The following is a 19,606-nucleotide window of genomic DNA, read 5'->3' as shown; positions in this document are numbered from 1 at the left end:
GGCCCAGGAGTTCGCCATGAAAAATAGCCAGGTTCTTTCCCCCGTTTCCCCAGTTCTCTCCCCTTCCCCTCTTTCCCCCCTCATCCCGGTCTGCGTGCTGGCCTGCATGCTGTCCTCACCTGCCCTTGCCGGTGGCGGTATGGCTGCTGGCCAGCCCGCAGCGGCCCAACAGCAAGTCGCCGGCAAGCCGGCAGAGACCGCCACCGGGCTGGCGCGTACCGCCAAGACCAGCATGGGTGTTCGCATTCGTTATGCCGTCGACAGTCCCACCGTGGGCGGTCGAAGCCAGGTGCGCCTGAAGGTGCAGCGCCCTGCCTCCGGACAGCCACTGACCATCGAACTGGCTCCCAGCGGCGGCCTGCGCCTGGACAGCAACCTGCCGGCGAGCAATGCGGTGCAAACGGCGGCGTCAGTGGACTATGTGCTGAGCCTGGTGCCGCAAAGCGAAGGACTGCATTACATTCATGTGTACCTTCGGTCCGGGGAAATGGCCGAAGCGCTGGCCATCCCGGTGCAGGTCGGAAAAACGAAAAAGAACACCAAGGCGGCAGACATAAAAACAATGCCCGACGGCCAACGCGTGATTTCCATTCCGRCCCAGCAATAAGCCGACCCGATCAAACAATTCCCCACACCGGCCTGAACAAGGGCTTATCATCTCCGGCCGCCGCACACCCTCATGAACGACTTGACTGCCCGACTCCATGCCGCATTGCCGCAAACGCAGTGCACCCGCTGCGGCTATCCCGACTGCGCGGCCTATGCGCAGGCTATTGCCAGCGGCGAAGCCGCGATCAACCAGTGCCCGCCCGGCGGCGCCAAGGGTATCCAGCGGCTGGCAAGCATCACCGGGCTGCCCGTTCTGCCACTGAACCCCGTCCACGGCACCGAAGCCCCGCGGGGGGTTGCCATCATCGACGAAGCCTGGTGCATAGGCTGCACGCTGTGCATCAAGGCCTGCCCGACCGATGCCATTGTGGGCAGCAACAAAATGATGCACACCGTGATCGAGCCTTATTGCACTGGCTGCGAGCTCTGCATCCCGCTGTGCCCGGTCGACTGCATCAGCCTGGAAAATGTCACGGGCACGCGTACCGGCTGGGGTGCCTGGTCGCAGGAAGCGGCCGACACCGCCCTCGCGCGCTATATCTTTCACAGCAAAAGACTGGGGAAAGACGAGGTTGAGGTCACCAAAAAACCTGAAAGTGCGGAGAAAAAACCAGAGCTTCCGGCTGCGGGCCTGCCTGCACGGCCGGAGTCGGATATCGCTATCGTGGAGCGCAAGCGTGCGGTGATTGAAGCGGCGCTGGCCCGGGCCCGGGCACAGCGACAAAATAAACCATAGCCGAAAAATTCGGGCAGGCCACGACACAAGCTCGGGCCAAGCCCTTCACCTGTTTCGGCTACTCAAGCCATTCAAGCCCGCAATTCAGTCAGGCCCAAGACCTCGGCCTCGTAGGCATGCAGCGAAGGTGCCCCTCCGGTGTGGATGAACAGCACGTTTTCATCCTGACGGAAATAGCCCTTGCGCGCCAGTCCGATCAGCCCTGCCATGATCTTGCCGGTGTACACCGGGTCCAGCAAAATTGCCTCGGTGCGCGCCAGCATTTGCACGGCCTCGACCATGGCCTGGTTGGGCACCGAATACTTGGGCCGCCACCAGTCGCCAAAACTCACGACCGCTTCGCGGGGAATGGTCATGTTCAGGCCCAGCAGGTCAGCCACGGCCTGGGCTTCCTTGTGCACGAGAGGATCCTGGTCCGCCGGGTCGCGGCTCACGCCAATGCCGATGAGGGGAATGTGGATGTGGTTGCCCAGGAAGCCGGCCAGCAGGCCGCCGTGCGTGCCCGAACTGCCGGAGCCCACGACGATCTTGTCGATCTGCACACCCTGCTCGAAAAACTGTTGTTGCAGTTCCTGCGCGCAGGCCACGTAGCCCAGGCCGCCAACCGCGTTGGAACCACCGCCCGGCACGATGTAGCCCTTGCGGCCTTCTTTGGCCAGGTCGGCGGCGACTTTTTGCATGGCCTCCATCATGTTCGTACCCGCAGGCACGACGGTAATGGCCTCGACGCCCAGCAGGCGGAAGAGAAAGTTGTTCCCGCTGGCCTCTGGCTTGTAGCTATTGGGCACCCGTTCTTCAATCACGAAGCGGCATTTGAGCCCTTCCTTGATGGCGGCGCACAGCGTGGCGCGGCAATGGTTGGACTGCGGCGCGCCGCAGGTGATCAACGTGTCGGCCCCCTGGGCCAGTGCGTCGGCAGCCAGGAACTCCAGCTTGCGCGTCTTGTTGCCGCCGGGCGTCAGGCCCAGCATGTCGTCGCGCTTGATCCAGATATTGGGGCCACTGCCGGAGGGGCAAGTGGCGCGGAGTGCTTCAGTGAAGCGAGGCAGAAACTCCAGCGGCGTTGGCCCCTGGGTGTAACGACGGCGAGGGAAACGGCTCAAGTCCATGAAACGATGCTCCAGACGAATCGGTTTTATAAAAAAGCAGCCTGTATTGTGCCGCCTGCCCGATTCGCCCGCCGGTGCGGGGCCGTTCAGCCCATGGCGGCGAATGCCTTGATCACTTCCGGCGGCGCCTGCACCATCTCGATCAGCACGCCTTCTCCCGAAACTGGAAACTCGTCATTTGATTTCGGGTGCAGGAAGCAGATGTCAAAGCCGGCGGCCCCCTTGCGTATGCCCCCCGGGGCAAAACGCACGCCCTGCGCCGTCAGCCATTCCACTGCCTTGGGCAGGTCGTCAATCCAGAGTCCAACATGATTGAGCGGTGTGGTGTGCACGGCCGGTTTTTTTGCCGCGTCCAGCGGCTGCATCAGATCCACCTCGACCTTGAAGGGGCCGCTGCCCATGGCGCAAATGTCTTCATCGACATTCTCGCGCTCGCTGACAAAATTGCCGGTGACCTGCAGGCCCAGCATGTCGACCCACAAGGTACGCAGACGCTCCTTGCTGGTTGCGCCTATGGCGATTTGCTGGATGCCTAAAACATTGAAGGGGCGCTGAGCAGTGCCGAGCGTGGGGGTCTGATTCATCATGCGAACTCCACAATAGGCTGGTCCACTGCCAACGACTCACCCTTCGCTGCAAGCACCTTGCCGACCACGCCGTCAGCCACGGCAAACAGCACGTTTTCCATTTTCATGGCTTCAATCACCGCGACCCGTTCCCCGGCCTGCACCTTCTGCCCCGGTTGCACGGCCACTTCGACGAGCAGGCCTGGCATCGGCGACAGCACATAGCGGCTCATGTCGGGAGGCGCCTTGTAGGGCATCAGGGCATGAAGCTGTGCGGCACGAGGCGACAGCACCAGGGCATCCAGCCGTGTGCCGTTGTGCGCAATGCGGATGGCCAACGGGTTTTTGCCCACGCCGCGCTCAACCTGGGCCGCGAAGGGCTGGCCGTTCGCCGTGCCACGGATGCGGGCGCCGCCCAGATGCCAACCGCTACATATTTCATAGCACTTGTCACCCGTTTCCACGACGCTGGAGCCAGACTCCGCTTGATAATCCCGAACCAGCGCCGGACGCGGGCTGTTCTGCCCGTCCGCCCCCAGGCTGATGACCACAAACTCTTCCCCCACCGTCAAGCCGTGGCCCGGCAGCTGGCCGCTGATGCCCGCAGCCCGGCCCAGCAAGCGGCGATTCACATAGGCTGCCAGCGCCACCAGGAAGTCCGGGTCGTCATGTGGCACATCCTCGGCACGAAAACCCTTGCCATAGTTTTCCGCGATAAATCCGGTATTGAAATCCCCCGCGACAAACTTCGGGTGCGCCAGCAGCGCCGCCTGGAACGGGATGTTGCTGCTGATACCGCGGATCACAAATGCATTGAGCGCCTCGCGCATTTTGGCAATCGCATCGTGGCGGTCCTTGCCATGCACGATGAGCTTGGCAATCATCGAGTCATAGAACATCGGGATTTCGCCGCCATCCTGCACGCCGGTGTCGACCCGCACGCCAAAGAGTTGCGAGGGGTCGGCCGAAAACATGGTTTGTTTGGGCGGCTGGAAGCGCACCAGGCGCCCGGTGCTCGGAAGGAAACTGCGGAATGGGTCTTCCGCGTTGATGCGGCATTCGATGGCCCAGCCATTGCGCTGAACGTCTTTTTGTTCGATCGGCAGTTTCTCGCCGGCCGCCACGCGAATCATCAGCTCCACGAGGTCCAGCCCGGTGATGCACTCCGTTACCGGATGCTCCACCTGCAGGCGAGTGTTCATTTCCAGAAAGTAAAAGCTCTGGTCCTTGCCAACGACGAACTCCACGGTGCCGGCGCTCTGGTATTTCACCGCCTTGGCCAGCGCCACCGCCTGCTCGCCCATGGCCCGGCGCGTGGCGTCGCTGATGAAGGGCGACGGCGCCTCTTCAATGACCTTCTGGTGGCGGCGCTGGATCGAGCATTCTCGCTCGTTGAGGTACACCACATTGCCGTGGCTGTCGCCCAGCAACTGGATTTCAATGTGCCGCGGCTCTTCAACAAACTTTTCAATAAAAACGCGGTCGTCGCCAAAGCTGCTGCGCGCCTCGTTTCGGCAAGAGGTAAAGCCCTCCAGCGCCTCCTTGTCATTAAAGGCCACCCGCAGGCCCTTGCCGCCACCGCCTGCGCTGGCCTTGATCATCACCGGGTAACCAATCCCCCTGGCAATCTCCACCGCTTTTTCGGCGGTTTCAATGGCATCGTTCACACCGGGGATACAGTTCACGCCTGCTGCACCCGCCAGTTTTTTCGATTCGATCTTGTCGCCCATCGCGGCAATCGAATAGTGCTTGGGCCCAATGAAGATGATGCCCTCTTCCTCCACCCGCTTCGAAAACTCGGCGTTTTCGCTCAGAAAGCCGTAGCCGGGATGTATGGCCTGCGCACCCGTCTGCTTGCAGGCAGCAATGATTTTGTCGGCCTGCAAATAGCTCTCGCGGCTGGGCGCCGGGCCGATGTTGACAGCTTCGTCGGCGAGCTCCACATGGCGCGCGTCCTTGTCAGCGTCGGAATAGACGGCAACCGTCTTGATGCCCATCTTGCGGGCGGTCTGGATGACGCGGCAGGCGATCTCTCCCCTGTTAGCAATCAGTATTTTCGTAAACATGTTTATCTCCTATCGTGTTTTGCCAGCAGCGCCTTGCGCTCTGCCGTGAAGTCCCACCAAGGTTGGCGTGGACCACCATTCATGAATTTCTTGGCTGCCATAAAAGTATCGAGTACACAGGGGTCATGGCGATGGCCCATGGGGGTGCGCAGGGCTTCAAACACCGCCAGCGGGTCCATGTGTGCCACATCCGCCGGCGTGTTGATGCCAACCGATTGCAGGTCTTGTGCAATCGACGCGCCGATGTTCGGAATGTCCGTCAAGACTTTGGCGCGGGCGGCGGTTTCGGCTTTGGGCATGGTGAGTCGTTGAGCTGGGCAATCTCAAGCGTGCTTGTAGCGGGCCATCTGTGACAAGAGCGTCTGAACGAACAGTTGCGGGTTTTCCAGATCAGGGAAATGACCGCAATCGTCAAACCGGACGACCTCGGCATGCGGGACATCGCGCAGGATAGCCAGCGGGTCGGTCAGCCGATGCGAGCGGTCTTGACTGCCCCACAGCACGGTGCAGGGTGTGCCGATACCTTGGGTGGCATCGACGGACTCGCGTATCAAACCTTGCACCACACCAGCCAGACTGAAGCAGCCGCCGCAGCGCAAGGCGTGGCGTGCTGTTTGTTGAAATGGCGCGCCGTCGGTCGTCTTGGGCAATGCAATGCGGTACCAGGACACCGCCATTTTTTGCCGAAATACCCGACTCACCAGCTGCCCCAGCACGGGCACCGTCAAAGGCCGTGGCACGACCCGCTCGGTCCAGCGGTGCATGGCCTCGACCGATGGCGTTTGTGACAGCAAAAGACTGGCGACGCGATGCGGCGCGCGCTGTGCCACCCGCATTGCGTAGAACCCATTGGCGCAGCTCAAAGCCAGCGTCGCTTTGGCGATATTCAGCTGATCCAGAACCGAGAGGATGGCCGCTGCGCCTTGTTCCAGCGAGTGGTCATACGCTGCACTCGGCGCTGAAAATCCAAAGCCCGGCATGTCAAAACACACCACGCGCACCTGCGGCGCCAACAAGGCGAACAAGCCCTGGTAATGCTCAAGCACGTTCGGGCCGTCGGGGGCCATGACAACGCAAGGCTTGTCACCCCCAGAGTCAAATACGCGCATCGTGCCGGCGGGTGTCTGCAGCCACCGCGTGTTGAGCGCAGGTGATTGAATTTGACGATGTTGCTTGACGGACCCTGCGGCCAGTTTGGCGTCAAGCCAGATGCTCAGGCTGGCCATGTCAAAGGAACGCTCATGGGTTTGGCGATTTGCATCACAGCGGAATATTCCCGTGCTTGCGCCACGGGTTCTCGATCTTCTTGTCACGCAACATGACCAGCGAACGGCAAATGCGTTTGCGCGTTTCGTGCGGCAGGATCACGTCGTCGATAAAGCCGCGTGCGCCGGCGACAAACGGATTGGCAAAGCGGGCTTTGTATTCCGCCTCTTTGGCCGCCAGCTTGGCCGGGTCGCCCTTGTCTTCGCGAAAAATGATTTCCACCGCGCCCTTGGCGCCCATCACGGCGATCTCGGCGTTGGGCCAGGCAAAGTTCACGTCGCCGCGCAAATGCTTGGAACTCATCACGTCGTAGGCACCGCCGTAGGCCTTGCGGGTGATGACCGTGATCTTGGGCACGGTGCACTCAGCATAGGCGTAAAGCAGCTTGGCGCCATGCTTGATGATGCCGCCGTATTCCTGGCTGGTGCCGGGCATGAAACCTGGCACGTCGACAAACGTAATGACCGGAATGTTGAAGGCATCGCAAAACCGCACAAAGCGCGCGGCCTTGATCGAGCTCTTGATATCCAGGCAGCCTGCCAGCACAAGCGGCTGGTTGGCCACGATGCCGACCGACTGGCCCTCCATGCGCGCAAAGCCGATGACGATATTTTTGGCGTACTCGGGCTGGATCTCGAAGAAGTCGCCATCGTCCACMGTCTTGACGATCAGCTCCTTCATGTCGTAGGGCTTGTTGGGGTTCTCGGGCACCAGCGTGTCCAGGCTCAGGTCCATCCGCCCGGCCGGGTCGGCGCTGGGGCGCACCGGGGCCTTCTCGCGGTTGTTCAGCGGCAGGTAGTTGTAAAGGCGGCGCAGCATCAACAGCGCTTCGACATCGTTCTCGAAGGCCAGGTCGGCCACGCCACTGCGCGTGGTGTGCGTGATGGCACCGCCCAGTTCCTCGGCGCTCACCTCTTCGTGCGTGACGGTCTTCACCACCTCGGGGCCGGTGACGAACATATAGGCGCTGTCCTTGACCATGAAGATGAAGTCGGTCATGGCCGGCGAGTACACCGCGCCGCCCGCACTGGGGCCCATGATCATGCTGATCTGCGGGATCACGCCGCTGGCCATCACGTTGCGCTGGAACACGTCGGCATAGCCGCCCAACGAGGCTACGCCTTCCTGGATGCGCGCGCCGCCCGAGTCGTTCAGGCCAATCACCGGCGCGCCGACCTTCATGGCCTGGTCCATCACCTTGCAGATTTTCTCGGCATGGGCTTCGCTGAGTGCGCCGCCAAATACCGTGAAGTCCTGGCTGAAGACAAACACCAGCCGACCGTTGATCATCCCGTAGCCGGTGACCACGCCGTCGCCGGGAACCTTGTTGTCGGCCATGCCGAAGTCGGTGCAGCGGTGCTCGACAAACATGTCCCATTCTTCAAAGGTGCCTTCGTCGAGCAGCAGCTCCAGGCGCTCACGCGCGGTGAGCTTGCCCTTGCCATGCTGGGCGTCAATGCGCTTCTGGCCGCCGCCGAGGCGGGCTGCTGCGCGTTTTTTTTCGAGTTGTTCGAGGATGTCTTGCATGGTTTACTTTCTATACCTTTTGAGATGCTCTTTATTTGATGGCTGCCGACGCACGTCCCAATTGGGCTGCAAGCAGATTTCGTGCTGCGGTTGAGGCGGGGATGCTGCCGCTCTCCACCTGGGCCACCAGTGCGGGCAGCATCGCGCTGACGGCCGGGTCGTGCCTGAAAGCCTGTTTGAGCCCGGCATCGATGCGCTCCCACATCCACGACAGCGACTGGTGGCGGCGGCGCTCCGCGAGCCTGCCATCGCTGGTTTGCAGGTTCTTGAATTGCGTCACCGCTGCCCAGAAGGCGTCGACGCCCTTGTTGTGCAGCGCACTGAGCTGGACGACGCGGGCATGCCAGTGTTTGTCAAACTCACCGGCCTGTGCGCTTCCCATGGCATTGTTGACCAGGCCAAACAGGCGCATGGCCGAGGTGATTTGCGCCTCGGCACGCATGGCGGCGTCGGCATCTAGGTCGGCTTTGTTGATGATCACCAGGTCGGCCAGCTCCATCACGCCCTTCTTGATGGCCTGCAGGTCATCGCCGGCATTGGGCAGTTGCATCAGCACGAACATGTCGGTCATGTTGGCGACGGCGGTTTCGCTTTGGCCGACACCCACGGTTTCAACAATCACCACGTCATAGCCAGCCGCTTCGCAGACCAGCATGGCCTCGCGCGTCTTCTCGGCCACGCCGCCCAGCGTGCCGCTGGACGGACTGGGGCGGATGTAGGCGCGCTCGTGGACCGACAGTTTTTCCATGCGGGTCTTGTCGCCGAGGATGGAGCCGCCGGAGACGGTAGAAGACGGATCGATGGTGAGTACGGCGACGCGGTGGCCCTGCGCTATCAAATACAGGCCCAGCACCTCAATAAAGGTGGACTTGCCAACGCCTGGCACGCCGCTGATGCCAAGGCGGAACGACTTGCCGGTGTAGGGCAGCAGACTGGTGAGCAACTCATCGGCCTGGGCGCGGTGGTCGGCGCGCGTCGACTCCAGCAAGGTAATAGCTTTGGCGATGGCGCGGCGCTGGGCCAGCGCCGCGCCGTGAATGATCGATTCAAGCGTACTCACGCCGGCACTCCGCGTGATTGGAACCAGCGGTAATCAAGATCAAACTCGCTTTCGCCAACCTGAATGAATCCGTGGCGTAGATAAAAGCGATTGGCTGCGCTTTGTTTCAGTGCAGACAATGTAATGTCACAGTCTTGCAGGACAGCCTGCGCCTTGGCCCAATCCAGCGCCCATGCGCCTATGCCTCCGCTTTGGAAAATGGGCCGGATGTACAAGTGATCCAGCTGCAAAGTGCGCGGCACCTGCCCGGATGCCGGACGCAGCGTGATGTAGCCCACACGCTGGTCACCCTGCACAATGTGTCGCATGTATTCCGGCGCAAATCCAGCCTCCAGGCGCTCGCGCGCACGGGCCGGATCAAAGCGCCCCAAGCGCTCAAGACTTTCGCGCAGGGTCTCCATGCGAATTGCCAGCATCTCCTCGAAATCGCAGGCAGCAACGGGGGCAAGAGAGAGCATGACCTGGATCAAGCCTTCACCGCAGCCTTGATCTGCTCCAGCACATCCTTGGCACTGGCCGGAATCGGTGTACCCGGGCCGTAAATGCCCTTGACGCCTGCCTCGTAAAGCATCTCGTAGTCCTGCCGCGGAATCACGCCGCCGACAAACACGATGATGTCGTCAGCGCCCTGCTTTTTGAGTTCGGCGATGATGGCCGGCACCAGCGTCTTGTGTCCGGCGGCCAGCGTCGAGACGCCCACCGCGTGCACGTCGTTTTCAATCGCCTGGCGGGCACATTCCTCGGGCGTCTGGAACAGCGGCCCCATATCGACGTCAAAACCCAGGTCGGCAAAGGCCGTAGCCACCACCTTGGCGCCGCGGTCGTGGCCGTCCTGGCCCAGTTTTGAGATCATCACGCGGGGCCGGCGGCCTTGTGCCTCGGCAAAGGCGTTGATTTCAGATTTGAGGGTTTCCCAGCCTTCGGCCGAGTCATAGGCAGCTGCATACACACCGGTCACCTTTTGCGTATCGGCGCGGTGGCGCCCGTAAACCTTCTCCAGTGCATCACTGACCTCGCCCACAGTGGCGCGCAGACGTACGGCCTTGATGCTCAGGTCCAGGAGGTTGCCGTGGTTATTTTCAGCCGCAGCGGTCAATGCGTCCAGCGCGGCCTGCACGGCGGCCCCGTCGCGCCCGGCCTTGATGGCCTTCAGGCGTTCAATCTGCCCGTCGCGCACAGCCACGTTGTCGATGTCGCGCGACTCAATCGCGTCTTCGGTTTTGAGTTTGTATTTGTTGACGCCGACGATCACGTCCTTGCCGCTGTCGATGCGCGCCTGCTTCTCAGCCGCAGCCGCCTCAATCTTGAGTTTGGCCCAGCCGCTGTCCACCGCCTTGGTCATGCCGCCCATGGCTTCGACTTCCTCAATGATGGCCCAGGCCGCATCAGCCATGTCCTGGGTGAGTTTTTCCATCATGTAGCTGCCGGCCCAGGGGTCGATCACGTGCGGAATGTGGGTTTCTTCCTGGATGATGAGCTGGGTATTGCGGGCGATACGGGCACTGAACTCGGTCGGCAGCGCAATCGCTTCGTCAAACGAATTGGTGTGCAGGCTCTGCGTGCCGCCAAACACGGCGGCCATGGCCTCGATGGTGGTGCGTACGACGTTGTTGTAGGGGTCCTGCTCGGTCAGGCTCCAGCCGGAGGTCTGGCAGTGCGTGCGCAGCATGAGCGATTTGGGGCTTTTGGCGTTGAAGCCCTTCATGATGCGGCACCACAGCAGGCGCGCGGCCCGCATCTTGGCGACTTCCAGGTAGAAGTTCATGCCGATGGCCCAGAAGAAGCTCAGGCGCCCGGCGAAGTCATCCACGTCCAGGCCCTTGCCCAGCGCGGTCTTCACATACTCCTTGCCGTCGGCCAGCGTGAAGGCCAGCTCCAGCGCCTGGTTGGCGCCGGCTTCCTGCATGTGGTAGCCCGAGATTGAAATCGAATTGAACTTCGGCATGTTCTGTGCCGTGTACTCGATGATGTCGCCGATGATGCGGATGCTGGGCTGAGGCGGGTAGATATAGGTATTGCGGACCATGAACTCCTTGAGGATGTCGTTCTGGATGGTTCCGCTCAATTTGTCCTGCGAGACGCCCTGCTCTTCAGCGGCCACCACATAGCCGGCCAGCACCGGCAGCACCGCGCCGTTCATCGTCATCGAGACACTGACCTTGTCCAGCGGGATATGGTCGAACAGGATCTTCATGTCCTCCACGCTGTCGATCGCCACGCCGGCCTTGCCGACATCGCCGGTCACCCGCGGATGGTCACTGTCATAGCCGCGGTGCGTGGCCAGGTCGAAGGCGACCGAGACCCCCTGCCCGCCGGCAGCGAGCGCCTTGCGGTAGAACGCATTGGATTCTTCCGCCGTGGAAAACCCGGCGTACTGGCGGATCGTCCAGGGACGCACGGCATACATGGTGGCCTGCGGACCACGGATGAAGGGCTCAAAGCCCGGCAAGGTGTTGGTGTAGGTCAGGCCCTCAATGTCCTCGGCGGTGTAAAGCGGCTTGACGCTGATGCCATCAGGTGTTTGCCAGTTCAGCGCACTCACATCACCGCCAGGCGCTGATTTGGCTGCCGATTTGGCCCATGCTTCGAGGCTGGCGGGATTGAAATCGGGCTGGGGGAAAGGTTTTTTGGAGCTCATGACGGGTGTGCGGCAAGAGGATCGAAGCACTCTATCGAACCACTTTACCTGTTTACCTTGCGTTTTAACAATTCAGCAAGTTTACATTATTTATAATTATTGATGCAAAATTCAGTTTGACGTAAAATACAACATCCGACGCCACCAGGCGTCACGCCAGCATCCAACCAGTCACCCCTATGGCCGCAACGTCCCTGACCCCCCGAGCGCTCTACGAGGAAGTCGCCGAACTTTTGCGTCAGCGTATTTTCAACCGCGAACTGGCCCCGGGCAGCTGGATTGACGAGCTCAAACTGGCGGAGGAATACGGCATCAGCCGCACGCCCCTGCGCGAAGCCCTGAAGGTGCTGGCCACCGAAGGGCTGGTCACCATGAAAGTGCGGCGCGGCGCCTACGTCACCGAGGTCTCCGAGCGTGACCTCGAGGACGTCTACCACCTGCTGGCACTGCTGGAAAGCGATGCCGCTGGCGTCGTGGCCGAAACCGCCACTGCGGCCCAGCTCAAGGAATTGCAGGGCCTGCACCAGGAACTGGAAAAAGCAGCGGTCGACCGCGAACGCTTTTTTCAGATCAACGAAGCGTTTCACATGCGCCTGCTCGAAATTGCCAACAACCGCTGGCGCGATCAGATGGTCGCCGACCTGCGCAAGGTGATGAAGCTCAATCGCCACAATTCCCTGCTCAAAACCGGGCGCATTGAAGAATCGCTGCAGGAGCACCGGGCCATCATGCAGGCGCTGGCGGCGCGCGACGCCGAGGGCACGGCGCAGCGCATGCGCGAACATTTCAGGAATGGACTGGAAGCGGCAGCTTAGGAAAGAGCAAGCCCTGCCGGGCGGCCTCTCGCTCCCGACCACACAGTCCCAGTCGTTCAGACGTGTGGCAGCGCCTCCCAGTGCTGCAGCACCTTCCCGTGCTTGTCCACACTCTCGAGCAGCACCCGAAAACCCCACAGGCGGGCCACATGCTTCAACACTTCCTGGGCTTCGTCAATAAGCGGACGGTCATTGTTGCGCGAATGGCGCAAGGTGAGGGAGCGGTCGCCACGAACGTCCACGTTCCAGACCTGTATGTTGGGCTCGCGGTGATTCAGGTCGTGCTGGCGCGACAGCGCTTCACGCACCCGCCGGTAACCCGCTTCGTCGTGGATCGCCGCAACTTCCAGCTCTGTCTCGGCGGCATCGTCCAATATGGAGAAAAGCCGGAACTCGCGCATTAAATGAGGCGAGAGGTATTGCCCGATGAAACTTTCATCCCGGAAGTGCCGCATGGCGTGATCCAGCGTCTTGAGCCAGTCGGTTCCCGCGATGTCGGGGAACCATTGACGGTCTTCCTCGGTCGGCGCAACGCAAATTCGCTTGAGGTCGCTGAACATGGCAAAGCCCAGCGCATAGGGGTTGATCCCGCTGTAGGCCGGGTGTGTGACCGGCGGCTGGTAAATGACGTTGGTGTGCGACCGCAGGCACTCGATCATGAAGCCATCGGTGAGCAAGCCCTCGTCGTACAGGGAATTGAGCAGCGTGTAGTGCCAGAACGTGGCCCAGCCTTCATTCATGATCTGGGTCTGCCGCTGCGGGTAAAAATACTGACCGATCTTGCGCACGATACGAACCACCTCGCGCTGCCAGGGCTCCAGCAGCGGCGCGTTCTTCTCGATGAAATAAAGAATATTTTCTTCCGGCTCTACCGGAAAGCGGCGGCTGGTTTTTTCAACCTGCTTGTCCGCTGACTTGGGCACGGTGCGCCACAGATCATTGAGCTGCTGCTGCAAATAGGCCTCGCGGTCCTTGCGCCGCGCCTCCTCCTCCGCCAGCGAGAGCTTCTGTGAACGCCGGTAACGGTCCACACCGTGGCTCATCAGGGCATGGCAGGAGTCCAGCAGTTCCTCAACCGCTTCCCACCCATGGTGTTCCTCGCACTCGGCGATGTAGCTACGGGCATACACGAGGTAGTCAATGATCGAGCTGGCGTCCGTCCACATGCGGAACAGGTAGTTGCCCTTGAAGAAGGAGTTGTGGCCATAGCAGGCGTGAGCCATCACCAGCGCCTGCATCGGCATGGTGTTTTCTTCCATCAGGTAGGCGATGCAAGGGTCGGAATTGATCACGATTTCGTAGGCCAGACCCATCTGGCCCCGACGGTAATTTTTCTCGGTGGCAATGAACTGCTTCCCAAACGACCAGTGTCGGTAATTCACCGGCATGCCGACGGATGCATAGGCGTCGATCATCTGCTCGGCCGTGATCACCTCGAGTTGTACCGGGTAAGTGTCCAGGCCGAACTTCCGGGCTGCCCGCGCGATCTCGGTGTGATAGGTCTCTATCAGCTCAAAAGACCAGTCCGGCGGGCTGGGCAGGCGCTCAGGCCGGCGCTCGATAGCCGGCAGTTCCGCCTGCGGCATTCCGGAGCGCACGCGCGGCTTTGTTCTGCTCATGTGCTGGCGCCCTTCTTGAACAGTTCCCTGAACACCGGGTAAATCTCCGCAGCATCGCTGATCTTGCGCATGGCGAAGTTCTGGCTGGTATCTTGCACCTGGGTGTACTCTTCCCACAGGTTCTGGTCTTCCTCGCCCACCTGCACATAAGCGAAGTACCGCGACACCGGAAGCAGCTTGCCCATCAGCAACTCGCGGCACCTGGCCGAGTCCTGATGCCAGTTGTCGCCGTCCGAAGCCTGGGCCCCGTAGATGTTCCATTCGCCAGGCGGGTAGCGGGCCTGGATAATCTGGTGCATCAGCGTCAAGGCACTGGACACCACCGTGCCACCGGTTTCAGTCGACTGGAAGAACTCTTCTTCGGAAACCTCGGTAGCCTGCGTGTGGTGGCGAATGAAGATGACGTCGGTCCTCTCGTAATGGCGTTTCAGGAACAGGTACAGCAGGATAAAAAAACGCTTGGCAATATCCTTGCGCGCCTCGTCCATCGAGCCCGAAACATCCATCAGACAGAACATCGCCGCCTTGGCAGTCGRCAGAGGCACCCTGACCCGGTTACGGTAACGCAGGTCAAACGGATCAAAAAACGGGATCTTCCCAATCCGTCGGCGTAGCGCCTCAATTTGCACTGTCAGCGCATGAATCTCTCCAGGCAATGCCGGCGTCTGGCGCATGGCTTCTGCCAGCTGCGCTTCCAGCTCCAGCAGCCGCCGCCGGGTATCCCCGCCCAAGGCAATACGCCGGCTCAGCGCGACCCGCATCGAACGCACCACATGCAGGTTGGTCGGCGTTCCCTCGGAAATGAAGCCCGCACGCCGGAACTTCCACTCGGGTGCATCGGGCAAGAGCTGGGTCCGCACCAGATGAGGCAGCGCAAGATCGTCAAAGAAGTACTGCATGAACTCTTCGCGCGTGATGCGGAACACGAAGTCGTCTTCGCCGGTGGCGTCCTGGCTGGCACCCGGACCTGGCCCGCCGGCTCCACCGCCCGACGGACGCTCGATCCGGTCGCCGCGCACATAGTCACGGTTACCGGGGTGGACGGTCTCGCGAATGCCGCCGGATCCATGTCCAAACACTGGCTCGGACACGTCGCGCCGCGGCAGTGTGATGTCCTCGCCCTGCTCTATGTCGTGAATACTGCGGCCAGCCACGGCACGGCGAACGGCTTCCCGGATCTGCGCGCGAAAGCGGCGCAGGAAGCGTTCGCGGTTGCCGATCGATTTGTTCTTCCCCGACAACCGCCGATCAATGACTTGCTGGAGCACTGTGATCTCCGGTCTGATACAAAATGGCGCGCCCGTGCGACAGGCTGCGAACTTCAGGAGCTTTTGCGAACGCGCAGGTACCAGTCACACAACAACCGGACCTGGCGGGTGGTATACCCCTTGGCGACCATCCGGTTGACAAAGTCCTCGTGTTTTTGCTGCTCGTCCGCACTCGCCTTGGCATTGAATGAAATCACGGGCAGCAGGTCTTCGGTGTTCGAGAACATCTTCTTCTCAATCACGCTGCGCAGCTTCTCATAGCTTGTCCACATCGGGTTCTTGCCCGCATTGTTGGCCCGCGCGCGCAGCACGAAGTTGACGATTTCGTTGCGAAAATCCTTCGGGTTGCTGATGCCTGCCGGTTTTTCAATTTTCTCAAGCTCGGCATTGAGCGCAGAACGGTCGAAGATTTCCCCGGTATCGGTATCCCGGTATTCCTGGTCCTGAATCCAGAAGTCGGCATAGGTGACGTAGCGGTCGAAAATGTTCTGGCCATATTCCGAATACGACTCCAGATAGGCCGTTTGAATTTCCTTGCCGATGAACTCGGCATAACGCACCGCCAGGGTTTCCTTGATGTAGGCCAGGTATTGCTGCTCGGTCTCGGGCGAAAACTGTTCGCGCTCGATCTGCTGCTCCAGCACGTACATCAGGTGCACCGGATTGGCTGCGATTTCGGTGGAATCGAAATTGAACACCTTGGACAGGATCTTGAAGGCAAAACGCGTCGAGATGCCGCTCATGCCCTCATCCACACCCGCGTAGTCGCGGTATTCCTGGTAGCTCTTGGCTTTGGGATCGGTGTCCTTCAGGTTCTCACCGTCATACACCTGCAGCTTGCTGAACAAGCTCGAGTTTTCCGGCTCTTTCAGACGCGTCAGCACCGCAAACTGCGCCATCATCTTCAGCGTTCCGGGGGCGCAGATCGCGTTGATCAGGGAAGAGTTGCGGATCAGCTTTTCGTATATCTTGACTTCTTCCGACACGCGCAGGCAGTACGGCACCTTGACGATGTAGATGCGGTCGAGGAAAGCTTCGTTGTTCTTGTTGTTTTTGAAAGCCTTCCACTCGCTTTCGTTGGAGTGAGCCATCACAATGCCATCGAACGGGATGGCGCCAAAGCCCTCGGTACCCTTGAAGTTGCCCTCCTGGGTCGCAGTGAGCAGCGGATGCAGCACCTTGATGGGGGCCTTGAACATCTCGACAAATTCAAGCAGACCCTGGTTGGCCAGGCACAGCCCACCGGAATAGCTGTAGGCATCCGGGTCGTCCTGGGCGTAGGTTTCCAGCTTGCGGATATCGATCTTGCCCACCAGCGAAGAAATGTCCTGGTTGTTTTCGTCGCCAGGCTCGGTCTTGGAAATGGCACATTGCTTCAGGATGGAGGGGAAACGTTTGACCACACGGAACTGGCGRATGTCCCCCCCGTACTCGTCAAGCCGTTTGACCGCCCATGGCGACATCACCCGCTGCAGATAGCGCGGCGCAATGCCGTACTGGGATTCGAGCACCGGGGCGTCTTCGGCATTGTTGAACAGGCTGAGCGGTGACTCATTGACGGGCGAGCCTTTCAATGCATAGAAAGGCACTTGCTCCATCAGTTGTTTGAGCCGCTCGGCGATCGACGATTTGCCGCCGCCCACAGGCCCCAGCAAATACAGGATCTGCTTTTTCTCCTCCAGGCCCTGTGCGGCATGGCGGAAGTAGGACACCACTTGCTCGATCGGATCTTCCAGCCCGTAGAAGTCCCGGAATGCCGGGTAGATCTTGATGACCTTGTTGCCGAAAAGGCGTGACAGCCGCTGATCATGCCGGGTGTCCAGCAGCTCAGGTTCACCAACGGCTGCGAGAATTCGCTCAGCCGCCGTTGCATAGACAAGAGGGTTGTGCTTGCACGCCTCGAGGTATTCCTCGATGGACAACTCCTCCTCCCGCGTTTGCTCATACCGCGCCAGGAAATTGCGAACGACATCCATAGGGCCTCCTATGTATGCGGCAAATGAAGGTTCTCGACCCGTGGCAAAGAATCTCTTCAATTACCGCTTATGACTCGAATGTATACCTCAAGTCTTGGTGCTAGGTAGATTTTAAGGTCAGATAAAAGTTCCGGTAAAGGAGCATTGCACGCCACTCCTTCTTTTTTTCAAATACGCAACGGTTGACGCGCACACCGAACCTCCAGCGTAATGCCAAATGGCCAAATGGCGCCATCCTCCGGCAAAACACCTCGGAAAGAGTTTCACGTTGTTTCGCGGAGCCGCTCGAAGATGCTTCGCCAGCAGCAGCGCAACAGCAAGACAGCGCCACCCTGACACGACTGCCAGCATGCTGCATTTACCGTAGCATGTCCACACGGGAGCCTCGATGCGGAGCTTGAAGCGGGTCGTCATACGGGTTTTGCCTCCGCAAAATTTTCGATGCAGGCGCGGCCAAACCGGTTCTGCAAAAACTCGTCGAGCGCTATCTGCTCCTGCCCGATAAAGCCGGCTTGAGGCAAGGTGCCCTTCGCCACCAGGTCGAGCGCGGTGCAAATTCCGGCGGCTGTCGTCAACTGTATGGCGCTCAGGGAGTTCCCGTCAATCTCGGTACCCACCATGCGCGCGAAATACGACTCCTCAACCAGACGCTGATTGCGGTAGCCAGAAGCGGAGGCAAACACCACAATGACATCCTGCCCCGTCACCGGGATCGCTGCCTCCAGAATATCCTTGAGCAAGTCCCGGCGTTCACGCAGCCGCAAGTCGTTCAGCAATAACTTCATGACGGCGCAGTGCCCGGGGTAGCGGGCCGATTTGTAGTCGACGTTGCGCGCCTTTCCGCGAAGGGTCTCCGCGAGGGTACCCAGCCCGCCCGATGTATTGAAGGCCTCATATTCCACGCCGTCCAGTACAAAGGTCTCGTAACCTTCAAGTGCCGTGACCTGCGTGGGCTCGCCATCCACGATGGCGTTGCACGGATTGCAGTATTCATTAATGAGTCCCTCGGTGCTCCACGTCAGGTTGTAGCGCAACCCGTTGAGGCAATAGCGCGGCAGCGCGCCGACGCGCAGATGCAGGTCCAGCAGACGGTCAAACCGGCGCGCAAGATCATGCCCCACGACGCCAATGAAGCCTGGTGCCAGCCCGCACTGGGGCATCAGCACGCTGGCGGCATCCGCCGCCAGTGCGCGAATGGCCTGGGCACTTCCTACGTCCTCGGTCAGGTCGAAGTAATGGACACGCGCCTTGGCGCACATGCCGGCAACGGTAAGGGCGCAATGAAAGGGCAGCGCGTTCAGCGTGGCGTAGCGCCCAGACAGGGCGCGGGCCAGCGAGGCCTCGTCATTTACCACCATCACATCAACACCCAGGGCGGCCAGCGGTTTCAGCCGGTTGCTGTCCTGGTCGGCCACCAGAATCTCATAATCGCCGGCCTGCTTGAGCAACACGGCCATGGCAAAACCGATTTGCCCGGCACCCAGTATGGTGATGGGCTTGACAGTGGTGGCCATACCCTTTCCTTTCATGCTGTTTTTCGTGCTGTTTTCGTGCTGTTCTCGTACTGTTGCGGCTATGGAGGACTAAACACCTGCTTCAGCCCACTTCATCGCTGCTCCATCTCGAAGCTCCATCCAGGCCTCATTCACCTTCATCGTACGACTCATCACTGTCAATGTGTATTGACAATTCCGTCAAAAACGTGTTTTATATTGGTCATAACGACTTTATTAACAGTCAATTTGTATGAGCATGCATCTGGATGACACTGACCGGCGCTTGCTGAGCCTCCTGCAGGCGAATGCGCGCGAGCCTGCCGCCACCCTGGCGCGCAAACTGAAGCTCGCGCGGACCACGGTGGTGGCGCGCCTGGCACGGCTTGAACGCGACGGCGTGGTGGCGGGGTACGGCGTGCGACTGGGCCAAAGACTGGACAGTGCCGCTGTGCGCGCCTACTGCAGTCTGAGCATCCTGCCCAAGACAGCAGCCTCCGTCCTCAAAGCACTGGCGCAGATGCCCGAGATTGAAGAGGTGTCGGCCGTCAGCGGACAGTTCGACTACCTGGTTTTCCTGCGCTGTGAAACCCATGAGCAGCTCAACACGCTGCTGGACCGCATCGGCCTGATTGAGGGCGTCAACCACACACAGACGTCCATCGTGCTCAGCCGCAAGATAGACCGGCGCAGCGCCGTCGGGCTCTCACAGACCTGAGGGAATCAAGGGGAGTACAGCAGCAAGGGAGGCTGCGCACGCCGCATCAGCAATTTGCTCCCGGCGCACCAGGCGTTCCCGGCCATCCTGACCACCCTCCCCGGCGCTTCCAAAAGCTGCAACCAGCTCCAGGCAGCGCC

Annotated in this window: 17 protein-coding genes; 4 read left to right on the top strand and 13 right to left on the bottom strand. The window is 60.5% G+C overall.

Annotated elements, in window-relative coordinates; all coding sequences use genetic code 11:
- The first annotated feature begins 16 nt into the window (after positions 1–16).
- Together AC1DUB_RS10670 and rsxB are read left to right on the top strand one after the other, a co-directional pair.
- The gene (locus tag AC1DUB_RS10670) at positions 17–607 is read left to right on the top strand and encodes a hypothetical protein (RefSeq protein ID WP_477729510.1); all 591 of its coding nucleotides are present in this window, start codon (positions 17–19) and stop codon (positions 605–607) included.
- 72 nt (positions 608–679) lie between these two features.
- Positions 680–1,345, top strand: a complete 666-nt coding sequence (rsxB, locus tag AC1DUB_RS10665) for an electron transport complex subunit RsxB (protein WP_477729509.1) — start codon at positions 680–682, stop codon at positions 1,343–1,345.
- 71 nt (positions 1,346–1,416) lie between these two features.
- Here the strand turns inward: rsxB and cuyA are convergent, their stop codons facing one another.
- The 9 genes from cuyA to scpA form a co-directional block, all read right to left on the bottom strand.
- Positions 1,417–2,454 carry a D-cysteate sulfo-lyase gene (gene cuyA, locus AC1DUB_RS10660; protein WP_477716957.1) on the bottom strand — a complete coding sequence of 346 codons (1,038 nt, stop codon included), beginning with the start codon at positions 2,452–2,454 and terminating at the stop codon, positions 1,417–1,419.
- Between the two features lie 86 nt (positions 2,455–2,540).
- Complete coding sequence (locus AC1DUB_RS10655; protein WP_477729508.1) at positions 2,541–3,041, bottom strand: VOC family protein; 501 nt, start codon at positions 3,039–3,041, stop codon at positions 2,541–2,543.
- A complete protein-coding gene (locus AC1DUB_RS10650) occupies positions 3,038–5,086 on the bottom strand; it encodes an acetyl-CoA carboxylase biotin carboxylase subunit (RefSeq protein ID WP_477716959.1) in 2,049 nt (682 codons plus the stop codon). Before AC1DUB_RS10650 ends, AC1DUB_RS10655 begins: the two co-directional genes overlap by 4 nt.
- 2 nt (positions 5,087–5,088) lie before the next feature.
- The gene (locus AC1DUB_RS10645) at positions 5,089–5,385 is read right to left on the bottom strand and encodes a helix-hairpin-helix domain-containing protein (RefSeq protein WP_477716960.1); all 297 of its coding nucleotides are present in this window, start codon (positions 5,383–5,385) and stop codon (positions 5,089–5,091) included.
- A gap of 24 nt (positions 5,386–5,409) precedes the next feature.
- The gene (locus tag AC1DUB_RS10640; protein WP_477729507.1) at positions 5,410–6,312 is read right to left on the bottom strand and encodes an alpha/beta fold hydrolase; all 903 of its coding nucleotides are present in this window, start codon (positions 6,310–6,312) and stop codon (positions 5,410–5,412) included.
- Positions 6,313–6,346: 34 nt separating this feature from the next.
- Positions 6,347–7,879, bottom strand: a complete 1,533-nt coding sequence (locus tag AC1DUB_RS10635) for an acyl-CoA carboxylase subunit beta (protein WP_477729506.1) — start codon at positions 7,877–7,879, stop codon at positions 6,347–6,349.
- Positions 7,880–7,910: 31 nt separating this feature from the next.
- Positions 7,911–8,939, bottom strand: a complete 1,029-nt coding sequence (meaB, locus tag AC1DUB_RS10630; protein WP_477729505.1) for a methylmalonyl Co-A mutase-associated GTPase MeaB — start codon at positions 8,937–8,939, stop codon at positions 7,911–7,913.
- The gene (locus AC1DUB_RS10625) at positions 8,936–9,409 is read right to left on the bottom strand and encodes a GNAT family N-acetyltransferase (RefSeq protein WP_477729504.1); all 474 of its coding nucleotides are present in this window, start codon (positions 9,407–9,409) and stop codon (positions 8,936–8,938) included. Before AC1DUB_RS10625 ends, meaB begins: the two co-directional genes overlap by 4 nt.
- Positions 9,406–11,577 carry a methylmalonyl-CoA mutase gene (gene scpA / locus AC1DUB_RS10620; protein WP_477729503.1) on the bottom strand — a complete coding sequence of 724 codons (2,172 nt, stop codon included), beginning with the start codon at positions 11,575–11,577 and terminating at the stop codon, positions 9,406–9,408. Before scpA ends, AC1DUB_RS10625 begins: the two co-directional genes overlap by 4 nt.
- A gap of 179 nt (positions 11,578–11,756) precedes the next feature.
- Here scpA and AC1DUB_RS10615 point away from each other — a divergent pair, with 179 nt between their 5' ends.
- A complete protein-coding gene (locus AC1DUB_RS10615; RefSeq protein WP_477729502.1) occupies positions 11,757–12,392 on the top strand; it encodes a GntR family transcriptional regulator in 636 nt (211 codons plus the stop codon).
- A gap of 56 nt (positions 12,393–12,448) precedes the next feature.
- Here the strand turns inward: AC1DUB_RS10615 and AC1DUB_RS10610 are convergent, their stop codons facing one another.
- The 4 genes from AC1DUB_RS10610 to AC1DUB_RS10595 all read right to left on the bottom strand — a co-directional run bounded on the left by AC1DUB_RS10610 (position 12,449) and on the right by AC1DUB_RS10595 (position 18,769).
- Positions 12,449–13,978: a SpoVR family protein gene (locus AC1DUB_RS10610; RefSeq protein ID WP_477729587.1), complete on the bottom strand. Its 1,530-nt coding sequence runs from the start codon at positions 13,976–13,978 to the stop codon at positions 12,449–12,451.
- A gap of 29 nt (positions 13,979–14,007) precedes the next feature.
- Complete coding sequence (locus AC1DUB_RS10605) at positions 14,008–15,285, bottom strand: YeaH/YhbH family protein (protein WP_477729586.1); 1,278 nt, start codon at positions 15,283–15,285, stop codon at positions 14,008–14,010.
- A 47-nt stretch (positions 15,286–15,332) separates the two neighbouring features.
- Positions 15,333–17,255 carry a PrkA family serine protein kinase gene (locus AC1DUB_RS10600; RefSeq protein ID WP_477716967.1) on the bottom strand — a complete coding sequence of 641 codons (1,923 nt, stop codon included), beginning with the start codon at positions 17,253–17,255 and terminating at the stop codon, positions 15,333–15,335.
- A gap of 410 nt (positions 17,256–17,665) precedes the next feature.
- Positions 17,666–18,769 carry a saccharopine dehydrogenase family protein gene (locus AC1DUB_RS10595; RefSeq protein ID WP_477729501.1) on the bottom strand — a complete coding sequence of 368 codons (1,104 nt, stop codon included), beginning with the start codon at positions 18,767–18,769 and terminating at the stop codon, positions 17,666–17,668.
- A gap of 232 nt (positions 18,770–19,001) precedes the next feature.
- Between AC1DUB_RS10595 and AC1DUB_RS10590 the strand changes: the two genes are divergently transcribed.
- Positions 19,002–19,466, top strand: a complete 465-nt coding sequence (locus AC1DUB_RS10590; RefSeq protein ID WP_477716969.1) for an Lrp/AsnC family transcriptional regulator — start codon at positions 19,002–19,004, stop codon at positions 19,464–19,466.
- Positions 19,467–19,606: the final 140 nt, after the last annotated feature.

The organism is Polaromonas sp. P4_F9, from assembly GCF_056401235.1.
Note: the sequence above shows the minus strand (reverse complement) of the source record. Positions and strands in the feature narration are given on the sequence as shown.

Bases quoted from the DNA above. Each gene is read 5' to 3' on its own strand.
- rsxB (WP_477729509.1), top strand. From the start codon at position 680: ATGAACGACTTGACTGCCCGACTCCATGCCGCATTGCCGCAAACGCAG.
- cuyA (WP_477716957.1), bottom strand. From the start codon at position 2,454: ATGGACTTGAGCCGTTTCCCTCGCCGTCGTTACACCCAGGGGCCAACG.
- AC1DUB_RS10655 (WP_477729508.1), bottom strand. From the start codon at position 3,041: ATGATGAATCAGACCCCCACGCTCGGCACTGCTCAGCGCCCCTTCAAT.
- AC1DUB_RS10650 (WP_477716959.1), bottom strand. From the start codon at position 5,086: ATGTTTACGAAAATACTGATTGCTAACAGGGGAGAGATCGCCTGCCGC.
- AC1DUB_RS10645 (WP_477716960.1), bottom strand. From the start codon at position 5,385: ATGCCCAAAGCCGAAACCGCCGCCCGCGCCAAAGTCTTGACGGACATT.
- AC1DUB_RS10640 (WP_477729507.1), bottom strand. From the start codon at position 6,312: ATGGCCAGCCTGAGCATCTGGCTTGACGCCAAACTGGCCGCAGGGTCC.
- scpA (WP_477729503.1), bottom strand. From the start codon at position 11,577: ATGAGCTCCAAAAAACCTTTCCCCCAGCCCGATTTCAATCCCGCCAGC.
- AC1DUB_RS10615 (WP_477729502.1), top strand. From the start codon at position 11,757: ATGGCCGCAACGTCCCTGACCCCCCGAGCGCTCTACGAGGAAGTCGCC.
- AC1DUB_RS10610 (WP_477729587.1), bottom strand. From the start codon at position 13,978: ATGCCGCAGGCGGAACTGCCGGCTATCGAGCGCCGGCCTGAGCGCCTG.
- AC1DUB_RS10595 (WP_477729501.1), bottom strand. From the start codon at position 18,769: ATGGCCACCACTGTCAAGCCCATCACCATACTGGGTGCCGGGCAAATC.
- AC1DUB_RS10590 (WP_477716969.1), top strand. From the start codon at position 19,002: ATGAGCATGCATCTGGATGACACTGACCGGCGCTTGCTGAGCCTCCTG.